This window comes from Pseudoxanthomonas daejeonensis, assembly GCF_010093205.1.
Lineage (GTDB): Bacteria > Pseudomonadota > Gammaproteobacteria > Xanthomonadales > Xanthomonadaceae > Pseudoxanthomonas > Pseudoxanthomonas daejeonensis.
This window is the reverse complement of record NZ_PDWN01000002.1, coordinates 154,324-167,073: the sequence shown is the minus strand read 5'-3', so window position 1 is coordinate 167,073 and position 12,750 is coordinate 154,324. Positions and strand designations below refer to the sequence as shown.

Here is a 12,750-nt window from a genome sequence, read left to right as displayed (position 1 = left end):
GCCTTCAACCTGCGCGGCCGCATGCTGCTGGTGGGCGTGGCGCTGGGCGTCTGTTCGTTCGCACTGGTGGGCCGGGCGGCCTACGTGCAGCTGGTCAACGCCGATTTCTACCAGCGCCAAGGCGAGGCCCGCTTCGTCCGCGAGATCCCGATCCCGACCTCCCGCGGGATGGTCACCGACCGCAATGGCGAGCCGGTGGCGGTCTCCACGCCGGTGGAATCGGTCTGGGGCAATCCGCAGGAACTGATGCGCCATCCCGAGCGCCTGCCGGAACTGGCGCGGGCGCTGGGCGTGCCGGCCGACGAATTGACCAGCCGGCTGTCGCAGCGGGCCGACAAGGAGTTCGTCTACCTCAAGCGCCGGATCAATCCCGACCAGGCCAAGGCGATCCTCGCCCTCAACGTGCCCGGCGTCTCCTCGCAGCGCGAATTCCGCCGCTTCTACCCCCAGGGCGAAGCGATGGCGCACGTGCTGGGCTTCACCAATATCGACGACCGCGGCCAGGAAGGGCTCGAGCTGGCGTTCGACGAATGGCTGCGCGGCAAGCCCGGCAGCAAGCGCGTGATCCGCGACCGCCACGGCCGCATCGTCGAGAACATCGACCTGGTCCGCGCCGCCGAGCCTGGCAAGGACCTGACCCTCAGCATCGACCGGCGCATCCAGTTCCTGGCCTACCGCGAACTGCGCAACGCGCTGGTCGCCCACAAGGCCAGCAGCGGATCGGTCGTGGTGCTGGACGTGGCCACCGGCGAAGTGCTGGCGATGGTCAACCTGCCCAGCTACAACCCCAACGCGGTCACCGGCGGTGGCCAGGACACGCACCGCAACCGCGCGGTCACCGACCTGGTCGAGCCCGGCTCGACGATGAAGCCGATCACCGCGGCCGCCGCGCTCAACGCCGGCAAGATCACCGCGGCCAACCGCTACGACACCAATCCCGGCTACATGGCGCTGGGCAAGTACACGATCCGCGACCACCACAACTACGGCGTGCTCGACGTCACCGGCATCATCACCAAGAGCTCGAACCTGGGCGCGGTGAAGCTGGCCGAGCCGCTGCCGAACCAGTACTTCTACGAGTTCATCAAGGGCTTCGGTTACGGAAGCGCGCCGCACAGCGGCTTCCCGGGCGAGGCGATCGGCTCACTGCGCGAGCCGGCGCGCTGGGATGGCCTGACCAAGTCGACCATGGCATACGGCTACGGCCTGTCGGCGACGCCCTTGCAGATCGCCCAGGCCTACGCGGCGATGGGCAACCATGGCCGGCTGATCACCCCAACCTTCGTCAAGGGCCAGATCAACGAGTCGCGGCAGGCGGTCAGGCCCGAAGTCGCGGACCAGGTCCTGAAGATGATGCAGACGGTGACCGAGCCGGGCGGCACCGCGACCCAGGCCGCGATCCTGGGCTACCACGTCGCCGGCAAGACCGGTACCGCGCGCCAGGCCTCCGGCGGCGGCTACGCGCGCCGCTACACCACCACCTTCGCCGGACTGGTGCCCTCGACCAATCCCCGCTTCGCCACCGTGGTGGTGATCAACGATCCGCAGGCCGGCTCCTACTTCGCCGGCCTGGTGTCGGCGCCGGTCTTCCGCAGCGTCATGGAGGACTCCCTGCGGCTGATGGACGTGCCGCCGGACGACATCGACACCTGGCTCGCGGCGCAGGCCAAGGGCGAAGCCAAGCGCCAGGCCTCGTTGCCACGGATGCCCGCGGCGCTCGAGGACGTCTACGAAGAAGACCTGACCATCCCTCCGGCGATGTCCGAAGCCGAAGCCGCTGCCGGCATGGCCGCCGGTGCGGCAGGCGGAGGGCACCGATGATCCGTGCGATGCCGCTCTCCCGCTTGCTGCCCGACGTCGCGCTGCCGCGCGACATCGACGTTTCCGGGCTGGTGATGGACAGCCGCGAGATCCGTCGCGGCGATGCATTCGTCGCGATCGCCGGATTCGGTACGCATGGACTGGCTTTCGTCGCCCAGGCGCAGGAAGCGGGCGCTTCGGCGATCCTGTTCGAGCCGCCCGCGCCCGATGAATATCCCGCGCCGGCCGAGGCGATCGCGGTGCCGGGGCTGCGATCGCGGCTGGGCGCCATGGGCGACCTGTTCCATGGCCATCCCTCGCACGCGATGACGATGGTCGGCGTCACCGGCACCAACGGCAAGACTTCGACCGTGCAGCTGCTGGCCCAGGCCTGGCACCTGCGAGGGATCGACAGCGGCAGCATCGGCACCCTGGGCGCGGGCCGCTACGGCCAGATCCAGCCGACCGGTTTCACCACGCCGCTGGTGCTGCGCATGCATGCACTGCTCGGCGACCTGCGCGACACGGGCGTGCAGGCGGTGGCGATGGAGGTGAGCTCGCATGCGCTCGACCAGGGGCGCGTGGATGGCGTGCACTACGACGTCGCGGTGTTCACCAATCTCACCCGCGACCACCTCGATTACCACGGCGACATGACCAGCTACGGCGCCGCCAAGGCGCGGCTGTTCACGCGCGCCGGTCTCAAGGCCGCGGTGCTGAACCTGGACGATGCCTTCGGCCGCACCCTGCATGGGAGCCTGGCTCCGGAACTGCAGGTGGTGGGCGTCAGTTCGCGCGGCCAGGCCGGCGCGACGCTGCAGGCGCAGGCGCTGCAGTTCGACAACGGCGGCATCGGTTTCGATCTGGTCGTCGCCGGCGAGTCGCATCCGGTGCGCTCGCCCCTGCTGGGTCGATTCAACGTCGACAACCTGCTCGCTGTGGCCGGCGTGCTGCACGCGCTCGGCGACAGTCCGGCGACGATCGCCGCGATCCTGGGCCGGCTGCAGCCGGTGGTCGGGCGGATGAACCGCCTCGGCGGCGATGGCACGCTGCCGCTGGTGGTGGTCGACTACGCGCACACGCCCGATGCGCTGGCCCAGGCCCTGACCAGCCTGCGCGCGCATGCCGCGGCCAGGCTGGTCTGCGTATTCGGTTGCGGCGGGGAGCGCGATCGCGGCAAGCGCCCGCAGATGGCGCAGATCGCCGAGGCCGAGGCCGACGTGGTGATCGTCACCGACGACAATCCGCGCGGCGAGGATGGCGACGCGATCGTCGCCGACATCATCGCCGGCTTCAGCGTATCCGGCGCCGCCCGGGTGGAGCGCGACCGTGCCCGCGCCATCCTCGATGCGATCGGACAGGCCGGTCCGGACGACATCGTGCTGGTGGCCGGGAAGGGCCACGAGCCCTACCAGGAAGTGGCCGGGGTGCGCTTCCCGTTCGACGACACCGATGTCGCGCGTCGCGCGCTGGAGGCGCGGGCATGAACCGGCTGCCGCTCTCGCTGATCGCGCACTGGGCTGGTGGCGAACTGCATGGCGACGACACGGTGATCGAGTCGGTCAGCCATGACACCCGCCAGCTCGGGCCGGGCAGCCTGTACGTGGCCCTGCGCGGCGAGCGCTTCGATGGCCACGACTTCGCGGCCGATGCGGTGATGCGCGGTGCGGCTGCACTGCTGGTCGAGCGGCTGCTGGAGCTGGAGCCGTCATTGCCGCAGGTGCTGGTCGAGGACAGCGAGCGCGCGCTCGCGCGGATCGCAGCGGGCATCCAGCGCGATCGCCGCGCCAGGGTGGTCGCCATCACCGGCAGCAACGGCAAGACCAGCGTCAAGACGCTGGTGCTGGAGATCCTGCAGCGCGCCGGGCATGCCTATGCCAACCCGGGCAACCGCAACAACGAAATCGGGCTGCCGCTGGCGGTGATCGACGCGCCCGAGGATGCCGACTTCGCCATCTACGAGATGGGCGCGGGCAAGCCCGGCGATATCGCCTACCTGACCGCGATCGCCGCGCCGGACGTGGCCCTGGTCAACAACGTCGCCGCCGCGCACCTGGAACGGATGGGCAGCCTGCTGGGCGTGGCCGAGACCAAGGGCGCGATCTACGCGGCCCTGGGCGACGGCGGCGTGGCGGTGGTCAATGCCGACGACGCCTTCGGCACCTGGTTCGAGCAGCAGGTCATCCGCGCCGCCGACAGCGGGCGCCAGGTCCTGCGCTTCGGCCTGGAGGCCAGTGCCGACGTCACCGCGCGCGACGTGGTCGCGACCGGGCAGGGCAGCCGTTTCGTGCTGGTGGCGCCGCAGGGCGAGGTCGACGTCGTCCTCGCGTTGCCGGGCCGGCACAACGTCTGCAACGCGCTGGCCGCCGCCGCCATCGCCCTGGCCTGCGAGGTGCCGCTGGCCGACATCGCCGCCGGGCTCGCCGATGCGCGGCCCGTGCCCGGTCGCCAGGTGGCGCACACGCTGCCGGGCGGCGCGCTCCTCATCGACGACAGCTACAACGCCAACCCCGGTTCGCTCGCCGCCGCCATCGACGCCCTGGCTGCGTCGGGCGACGAGGCCTGGCTGGTGCTCGGCGACATGCGCGAACTGGGTTCGGAGGCCGAGTCGCTGCATGCCGATGCCGGGACGCGGGCCCGCGAGGCCGGCATCGCGCGCTTGTACGCGCTCGGCCCGCTCAGCGCCGCCGCAGCGCGTGCGTTCGGCGACCGCGGTCGTCATTTCAATACGCACGAATCGCTGGCCGCTGCACTGCAGGCCGATCTGGGTGCGCGTGCGCCCGTGTCGCTGGCCGGTACCGCGGGCCATGCCCTGCGCGTGCTGGTGAAGGGTTCGCGCGGCAGCGCGATGGACAGGATCGTGACCGCGCTGCTGGCGCAAGGGGACGCTACGGATGCTGCTTGAACTCGCGCGCTGGCTGCAGGGGCTGGAGAACTTCTTCGGCCTGTTCGGCTACCTGACTTTCCGCGGGATCCTGGCTGCCCTCACGGCACTTTTCCTGTCCTTGTGGCTGGGGCCGGCGGTGATCCGCAGGCTCGGCCAGCTCAAGGGCGGCCAGCCGATCCGCAAGGACGGCCCGCAGTCGCACTTCTCCAAGGCCGGCACGCCGACCATGGGCGGCGCGCTGATCCTGCTTACCGTCCTGCTGTCGGTCCTGCTCTGGGGCGACCTGCGCAACAAGTACGTGTGGACCGTGCTGCTGGTGATGCTGGCCTTCGGCGCGATCGGCTGGTACGACGACTGGATCAAGATCGTCAGGCGCGATCCCAACGGACTGAAGTCGCGCTGGAAGTACCTGCTGCAGTCGATCTTCGGCCTGGCCGCCGGCCTGTACCTGTGGCTGTACGCCGACGTGCCCGCCGCGACCACCTTCTACGTGCCGTTCTTCAAGTCGATCGCGTTGCCGCTCGCCGGTATTGGCTTTGTCGGCATCGCCTACTTCTGGATCGTCGGCTTTTCCAATGCGGTCAACCTGACCGACGGCCTGGACGGGTTGGCGATCATGCCGACCGTGCTGGTCGCCTGCGCGCTGGGCGTGTTCGCCTACGCCTCGGGCAATGCGGTGTTCTCCAGCTACCTGCAGATCCCGCAGGTACCCGGCGCGGGCGAGCTGATCATCATCTGCGCGGCGATCGCCGGCGCGGGGCTGGGCTTCCTCTGGTTCAACACCTATCCGGCGATGGTGTTCATGGGCGACATCGGCGCGCTGGCGCTGGGCGCGGTGCTGGGCACGATCGCGGTGATCGTCCGCCAGGAGCTGGTGCTGGTGATCATGGGCGGCATCTTCGTCATCGAAACACTGTCGGTGATGATCCAGGTGGCCTCGTTCAAGCTCACCGGGAAACGCGTGTTCCGGATGGCGCCCATCCACCATCACTTCGAGCTGAAGGGCTGGCCGGAGCCACGCGTGATCGTCCGCTTCTGGATCATCTCGGTGATCCTGGTGCTGGTCGGCCTGGCCACGTTGAAGGTGCGCTGATGAACGACCTTTCGCGCCAGGCGACCCGGTTGGAGGCCATCGGCGGCCGCTTCGACCCGTGGCTGACAGGTGCCGCGCTCGCGCTGGCGTGCCTGGGCGTGGTGATGGTCGGTTCGGCTTCGGTGGCGATCGGCGAGAACCTGGGCGTGGGCCCGTTCCACTACCTGGTCCGGCACGTGCTGTTCCTGGGCGTGGGCATCGCCCTGGCCGCGGTTGCCATGCGCACCGAGCTGAAGACGGTTGAAAAGTACAACCAGCTGCTGCTGCTGGGCTGCTTCATCCTGCTGCTGATGCCGTGGCTGCCGGGCCTGGGCGTGAGCGTCAACGGCGCGCGCCGCTGGATCAACCTGGGCGTGTCGCGCTTCCAGGTGGTCGAGGCGGTGAAGATCATCTACATCGTGTGGATGGCCAGCTATCTGGTCCGCTTCCGCGACGAAGTCAACGCCACCTGGCCGGCCATGCTCAAGCCGCTGGGCGTGGCGGCCGTGCTGATCGTCATGCTCCTGGCGCAGCCCGACTTCGGTTCGGCGACGCTGCTGCTGGGCATCACCGCAGGCATGCTGGTGCTTGGCGGGGTGAACCTGCCACGCATGTCCGCCCCGGTGGTGATCGCGCTGCCGGCGATGGTCGCGCTGGTGGTGTTCGAGCCGTACCGTATGCGCCGCGTCACCTCGTTCCTGGACCCGTGGGCCGACCAGCTCGGCTCCGGCTACCAGCTCAGCAACGCGCTGATGGCGATCGGCCGTGGCGAATGGTTCGGCGTGGGCCTGGGCGCATCGGTGCAGAAGCTCAACTATCTGCCGGAGGCGCATACCGACTTCATTTTCTCGGTCATCGCCGAGGAGCTGGGCTTTGCCGGCGTGTGCCTGGTGATCGGCCTGTACGCACTGCTGGTCGGCCGCGCCCTGCACCTGGGCCTGAAGTGCGTGGAAATGCGCCGCCACTTCGCAGGCTACATCGCCTTCGGCGTGGCGCTGTGGATCGGCATGCAGAGCTTCGTATCGGTCGGCGTGAACCTGGGCATGCTGCCGACCAAGGGCCTCACCCTGCCGCTGGTTTCCTCCGGTGGTTCGAGCGTGATGATGACCTGCGTGGCCATCGGCCTGCTGCTGCGCGTGTCCTATGAACTCGATCGCGCCGAGCGCCAGCGTGCGCTGCGGCAGGAAGGCGCGCCGGCGACCGGTGTTGCCGATGCCACGGAAGCCGAGCCCGCGGCCGTGCCGGCACGCACGTCGCGCCCGGCGCCGCCGCCGGTCGTGCACGCGCATCCGGCGGCCACCGGGCTGCGTGGCCGCGGGACCTCGCGGGTCGAGCCGACGTTCGGGGGCTTCTCGTGAGCGCGGACATGCATGCGACTCCCGCACAGAAGCCGGTGCGTCCGGTGATGGTCATGGCCGGGGGTACCGGTGGCCACATTTTCCCGGCATTGGCGGTGGCGCAGGTGCTGCGCGATCGCGGCGTGCCCGTGGTCTGGCTGGGCGCGAGTGGCGCGATGGAAACGCGGCTGGTGCCGCAGCACGGGATCGAGATCGACACGCTTCCGGTCGCCGGCGTGCGCGGCAAGGGCAAGCTGGCCCTGATCGCGGCCCCGGCGAAACTGCTGCGCGCCGTCAGCGCCGCGCGCGCGGTGCTGCGCCGGCGGCGTCCCCGCGCGGTGATCGGATTCGGCGGTTTCGCTTCCGGCCCCGGTGGCCTGGCGGCATGGCTGTCCGGCCTGCCGTTGCTGGTGCACGAACAGAACCGCGCGCCGGGCATGACCAACCGCGTGCTGTCGAAGCTGGCTCGGCGCACGCTGAGCGGCTTCCCGGGCAGCTTCGCCCGCGAGGAAGTCGCGGGCAATCCGGTGCGCGCGGCGATCGCCGCGCTGCCGGCGCCGGAGCAGCGCCTGGCCGGCCGCACCGGCCCGCTGCGCCTGCTGGTGCTGGGCGGCAGCCAGGGCGCACGCGCGCTCAATGACGCACTGCCGGCCGCATTGGCTGTGCTGGCCGACATCGCGATCGATGTGCGCCACCAGTGCGGCGAAAAGCTGCGCGCCGAAGCCGAGCGCGCCTACGCCGATGCCGGCGTGCCGGCACGCGTGGAGGCCTTCATCGACGACATGGCCGCGGCCTACGCCTGGGCCGACCTGGTGGTGTGCCGTGCAGGGGCATCCACCCTGGCCGAGCTCTGCGCCGCCGGCGTCGGCAGCGTGCTGGTGCCGTTCGCCGCCGCGGTCGACGACCACCAGACCCGCAACGCCGAATACCTGGTCGAGCACGACGCGGCCGTGTTGCTGAAGCAGGACGCGCAGCTGGCCGCGAACCTGCAGCCCGTGTTGCGTTCGCTTGCCGCCGATCCGTCCCGCCGCCTGGCCATGGCCAGCGCCGCGCGCACGCTGGCGCGGCCTGACGCGGCCGAGCGCATCGCCGACATCATCCTCGAAGAATCCGCTTCGCCCGACGCAACCCCTGGAGTTTCCGCATGATCCGCCGCCTCAACGACACCGACGACCTCGTGCGCGCCTTTCCCCGCGTGCATTTCGTCGGCATTGGCGGCACCGGCATGAGCGGCATCGCGGAAGTGATGCTGACGCTCGGCTACGAGGTCTCCGGCTCCGACAGCGCCGACAACGCCGCCACCCGCCGCCTGGCGCGACTGGGTGCGCGCGTCGTGCGCGGTCATTCCGCCGCCAACGTGCTGGGGACCGATTGCGTGGTGGTATCCAGCGCGATCCGCGACGACAACCCGGAACTGATGGAGGCGCGCAGCCAGCGCATCCCGATCGTGCCGCGCGCGGCGATGCTGGCCGAACTGATGCGTTTCCGCCGCGGTATTGCCGTGGCCGGCACCCACGGCAAGACCACCACCACCAGCCTCACCGCCGCGGTGCTCAGCGAAGGCGGGCTGGATCCGACCTTCGTCATCGGCGGGCAGCTGCTCGCGGCCGGCGCCAACGCCAAGCTCGGCGGCGGCCAGTGGCTGGTGGCCGAGGCCGACGAGAGCGATGGCAGCTTCCTGCGCCTGAACCCGCTGGTCGCGGTGATCACCAACATCGATGCCGACCACCTCGAGAACTACGGCAACGATTTCTCGCGGCTGCAGTCGGCGTTCGCCGAGTTCCTGCAGCGCCTGCCGTTCTACGGGCTGGCGGTGCTGTGCATCGACGACCCGGAAGTGGCCGCGCTCGCCGCGCACACCCCGCGCCACGTGATGACCTACGGCACGGCCGAGAACGCTGACGTGCGCGCCGACGACATCGTCCAGGATGGCCCGCGCATGCGCTTCACCCTGCGCCTGCCCGAAGGCGCGACGGTGCCGGTGACCCTGGCCCTGCCGGGCCGGCACAACGTGCTCAACGCGCTGGCTGCCGCCGCCGTGGCCTGGCAGCTGGGCGTGTCGCCGGCGAACATCGCTTCGGCGCTGGAGAAGTTCGCCGGTATCGGCCGGCGCTTCAACGACCTGGGCGAAGTGGCCACAGCATCGGGCGCGAAGGTGCGCGTGGTCGACGACTACGGCCACCATCCCAAGGAACTGGCAGCGGTGTTCGCCGCCGCGCGCGGTGGCTGGCCGGAGCGTCGCCTGGTCGTGGCCTTCCAGCCGCACCGCTACAGCCGCACCCGCGACCAGTTCGATGCGTTCGCCTCGGTCCTGTCGGAAGCCGACGCGCTGGTCCTGAGCGAGGTCTATCCGGCCGGCGAGGCGCCGATCCCCGGTGCCGATGCGCGTTCCCTGGCCCGGGCGATCCGCGCCCGCGGACGCAGCGAGCCGGTGGTGGTGGGGCAGGTCGCCGACCTGGTCACCGTGCTGCCCGACGTGCTCCAGGACGGCGACCTGTTGCTGATGATGGGCGCGGGCGACATCGGCTACGTGGCCCACCAGATCGCCACCGACGGCTTCGGCAGCGGAGCCCCGGCATGAGCACGAACCTGCTGTCGCCGCCGCGTTTCACCGATCCGACCGTGTTCGGCCGGGTCGCCGTGCTGATGGGCGGCACCAGCTCCGAACGCGAGGTGTCGCTGGATTCGGGCCGCAACGTGCTCGACGCGCTGCGCGCGCACGGCGTGGACGCGCATGCGGTCGATGGCATCCCGGCACTGGCCGAGGCCCTCCTGGCGAGGAAATTCGATCGCGTCTTCAACATCCTGCACGGCCAGCGCGGCGGGGGCGAGGACGGCGTCGTGCAGGGCCTGATGGACGCGCTGGGTGTTCCGTACACCGGTTCGGACGTGCTCGGTTCGGCGCTGGCGATGGACAAGATCCGGACCAAGCAGGTGTGGCTGTCGCTGGGCCTGCCGACGCCGCGCTACGTGCGCATCGCGCGCGGCGCCGACGCTTCCTCCGTGCATGCCGCGGCGCGCTCGCTGGGTCTGCCGGTCATCGTCAAGCCGTCCTCCGAAGGCTCCAGCGTGGGCGTGTCGCGCGTGCTGGACGAAGCTGGCCTGGATGACGCGGTCGAGCTGGCCGCGCGCTATCCGGGCGAACTGCTGATGGAACAGATGGTGGTCGGCGACGAGCTGACCGTCGGCATCCTCGGCGACGTGGCGCTGCCATCGATCCGGATCGTGCCCAAGGGCGAGTGGTACGACTACAACGCCAAGTACATCGCCGAGGACACCCAGTACCTGTGCCCCGGCCTGGCCGGCGAGGACGAACTGCGCCTGGGCGAGCTGGCGCTGGCCGCATTCCGCGCCGCCGGCTGCAGTGGCTGGGGTCGTGTGGACGTGATGCGTTCGCGCACCACCGGTGCGCCCTACCTGCTCGAAGTGAACACCGCGCCGGGCATGACCAGTCATTCGCTGGTGCCCAAGGCCGCGCGCCAGGTCGGCGTCGAATTCGAAGAGCTGTGCTGGCGGATCCTCGAGCAGACCGTGGCCGATACCGAGGGAGGTGCCGCTGCGTGAACGCGCTGCTGCGCATCCTGGCCTGGCTGCTCGCGGTGACGCTGGTCGCGTTGCCGGTGGTGGCTGTGCTCAACGGCTGGGTCGGCGCCGAGCGCTGGCCGTTGTCGCGCCTGCGCGTGACCGGCCAGTTCGAGCGGGTCCAGGCCGAGCAGCTGCGTGCGGCGGTGGCGCCTTACGCCAGTCGCGGCTTCTTCGCCGCCGACCTCGACGCGGCGCAACGCGCGGTGGAGAGGCTGCCCTGGATCGAGCACGCACAGGTGCGCAAGCAATGGCCCGACGTCCTCGAGATCCAGGTCGTCGAGCACGTGCCGTTCGCCTTCTGGGACGACGACAAGCTGCTGTCCGAGCGTGGCCAGCTGTTCCCGCTGCCGCAGGACCTGGCCAGCGAACGCCTGCCGCGGCTGGGCGGACCGCCGGCGCGCAGCGCCGAGGTGGTCGAGCTCTACAACGAAGCGCGAGGCTTGTTCGCGCCGCTGGGTTACGGCGTCGCGCAACTGGGCATGGATGCACGGGGCAGCTGGTCGATGACCCTGGATAACGGCATCGAGGTGGTGGTCGGTCGCGACGATGCGCGCGCACGCCTGCAGCGCTTCGCCCGCGTGCTTCCGCAGTTGCTGGTGCAACAGGCGCGCCCGATCGCGCGTGCCGACCTGCGTTACACCAACGGATTCACCCTGGCCTGGGGTACGCCCGCGGCCTCCGCACCTTCTTCCCCTTCACCGCAGGCGCCGACCGGCACCGCGCGGACGCAATCACAGCAGGCGAGCAGTACATGAACCGCAAAGGCGACAAGTCCCTCATCGTGGGCCTCGATATCGGCACCTCCAAGGTGGTGGCGCTGGTGGGCGAGTATTCGCCGGGCAATCCGATCGAGGTGATCGGGATCGGCTCGCACGAATCGCGCGGCCTCAAGCGCGGCGTGGTGGTGGATATCGAGTCGACCGTGCAGTCGATCCAGCGCGCGGTGGAGGAGGCCGAGCTGATGGCCGGCTGCGAGATCCGCTCGGTGTATGCGTCGATCTCCGGCAACCACGTGCAGTGCAAGAACTCGCCGGGCATCGTCCCGATCCGCGACGGCGAGGTGACCTGGGCCGACCTGGACCGGGTGCTCGATGCGGCCAAGGCGGTGGCCATCCCGGCCGACCAGCGCATCCTGCACGCGATCCCGCGCGAGTACGTGCTCGACGACTCGCAGGAAGGCATCCGCAACCCGGTCGGCATGACCGGCGTGCGCCTGGAGGTGCATGCTCACCTGGTCACCTGCGCGCAGTCGGCGGCGCAGAACATCACCAAGTGCGTGCAGCGCTGCGGCCTGCAGGTCGACGACCTGATCCTGTCTTCGCTGGCCTCGAGCGTCGCGGTGCTGACCGCCGACGAGCGCGAACTGGGCGTGGTCCTTGTGGACATGGGCGCCGGCACCACCGACATCGCGGTGTTCATCCAGGGCGCGATCTGCCACACCGCCTCGCTGCCGATCGCCGGCGACCACGTCACCAACGACATCGCGCACATGCTGCGCACCCCGACGCCGGAAGCCGAGCAGATCAAGGTGCGCTACGCCTGCGCGCTGGCGCAGCTGGCCACCGCCGAGGAGAGCATCCAGGTGCCCAGCGTCGGCGACCGGCCGCCGCGGCGCATGCCGCGCGCTTCGCTGGCGCAGGCAGTGCAGGGTCGTTACGAGGAAATCTTCGAAATGGTCCAGGCCGAGCTGCGCCGCTCCGGTTTCGAGGAGATGGTCCGCGCAGGCATGGTCCTGACCGGCGGCGCCTCGAAGATGGAAGGCGTGGTCGAGCTGGCCGAGGAGATGCTTCAGATGCCCGTGCGCATCGGCATCCCCCAGCACGTGAGCGGGCTGGGCGAGGTGGTGGGCAACCCGGTGCATGCCAGTGGCGTGGGCCTGCTGCTGATGGGCAGCCAGATCGAGCATCCGCGCCGGCCGGCATTGCCCAGCGGCCGCGCCGGCAACTTCTTCAAGAAGATCTTCAAGTGGTACGGCGGCGAGTTCTGAGCCGCGGGCGAGTGCGGGTGCGGACGAGGGTGGTTGGAAGCGGTTGTTGTAGGCGGTTGTTGTAGGCGCCGGCTTGCCGGCG

10 protein-coding genes are annotated in these 12,750 nt (G+C 70.1%); all 10 read left to right on the top strand.

Annotation, left to right across the window (positions count from 1 at the left end; all coding sequences use genetic code 11):
* Positions 1–21: 21 nt before the first annotated feature.
* Genes CSC65_RS02285 through ftsA form a run of 10 tightly spaced genes read left to right on the top strand, consistent with a single transcriptional unit; the run spans position 22 to position 12,668 of the window.
* On the top strand, positions 22–1,821 hold the full coding sequence (locus CSC65_RS02285) for a peptidoglycan D,D-transpeptidase FtsI family protein (RefSeq protein WP_162408535.1): 1,800 nt from the start codon (positions 22–24) through the stop codon (positions 1,819–1,821).
* Positions 1,818–3,287 (top strand): UDP-N-acetylmuramoyl-L-alanyl-D-glutamate--2,6-diaminopimelate ligase, encoded by a 1,470-nt coding sequence (locus CSC65_RS02280; RefSeq protein WP_162408358.1) that lies wholly within the window; start codon positions 1,818–1,820, stop codon positions 3,285–3,287. Before CSC65_RS02285 ends, CSC65_RS02280 begins: the two co-directional genes overlap by 4 nt.
* Positions 3,284–4,705, top strand: coding sequence for a UDP-N-acetylmuramoyl-tripeptide--D-alanyl-D-alanine ligase (locus CSC65_RS02275; RefSeq protein ID WP_162408357.1), 1,422 nt, complete (start codon positions 3,284–3,286; stop codon positions 4,703–4,705). Before CSC65_RS02280 ends, CSC65_RS02275 begins: the two co-directional genes overlap by 4 nt.
* The gene (mraY, locus tag CSC65_RS02270; protein ID WP_162408356.1) at positions 4,695–5,780 is read left to right on the top strand and encodes a phospho-N-acetylmuramoyl-pentapeptide-transferase; all 1,086 of its coding nucleotides are present in this window, start codon (positions 4,695–4,697) and stop codon (positions 5,778–5,780) included. The genes CSC65_RS02275 and mraY overlap by 11 nt, the downstream gene beginning before the upstream one ends.
* Positions 5,780–7,117, top strand: a complete 1,338-nt coding sequence (ftsW, locus tag CSC65_RS02265) for a putative lipid II flippase FtsW (RefSeq protein ID WP_162408355.1) — start codon at positions 5,780–5,782, stop codon at positions 7,115–7,117. Before mraY ends, ftsW begins: the two co-directional genes overlap by 1 nt.
* Before the next feature lie 8 nt (positions 7,118–7,125).
* Positions 7,126–8,244: an undecaprenyldiphospho-muramoylpentapeptide beta-N-acetylglucosaminyltransferase gene (gene murG / locus CSC65_RS02260; RefSeq protein WP_162408354.1), complete on the top strand. Its 1,119-nt coding sequence runs from the start codon at positions 7,126–7,128 to the stop codon at positions 8,242–8,244.
* The gene (murC, locus tag CSC65_RS02255; protein ID WP_162408353.1) at positions 8,241–9,677 is read left to right on the top strand and encodes a UDP-N-acetylmuramate--L-alanine ligase; all 1,437 of its coding nucleotides are present in this window, start codon (positions 8,241–8,243) and stop codon (positions 9,675–9,677) included. The genes murG and murC overlap by 4 nt, the downstream gene beginning before the upstream one ends.
* Positions 9,674–10,660, top strand: coding sequence for a D-alanine--D-alanine ligase (locus tag CSC65_RS02250; RefSeq protein ID WP_162408352.1), 987 nt, complete (start codon positions 9,674–9,676; stop codon positions 10,658–10,660). Before murC ends, CSC65_RS02250 begins: the two co-directional genes overlap by 4 nt.
* Positions 10,657–11,436: a cell division protein FtsQ/DivIB gene (locus CSC65_RS02245; protein WP_162408351.1), complete on the top strand. Its 780-nt coding sequence runs from the start codon at positions 10,657–10,659 to the stop codon at positions 11,434–11,436. Before CSC65_RS02250 ends, CSC65_RS02245 begins: the two co-directional genes overlap by 4 nt.
* Positions 11,433–12,668 (top strand): cell division protein FtsA, encoded by a 1,236-nt coding sequence (gene ftsA, locus CSC65_RS02240; protein WP_162408350.1) that lies wholly within the window; start codon positions 11,433–11,435, stop codon positions 12,666–12,668. The genes CSC65_RS02245 and ftsA overlap by 4 nt, the downstream gene beginning before the upstream one ends.
* Positions 12,669–12,750: the final 82 nt, after the last annotated feature.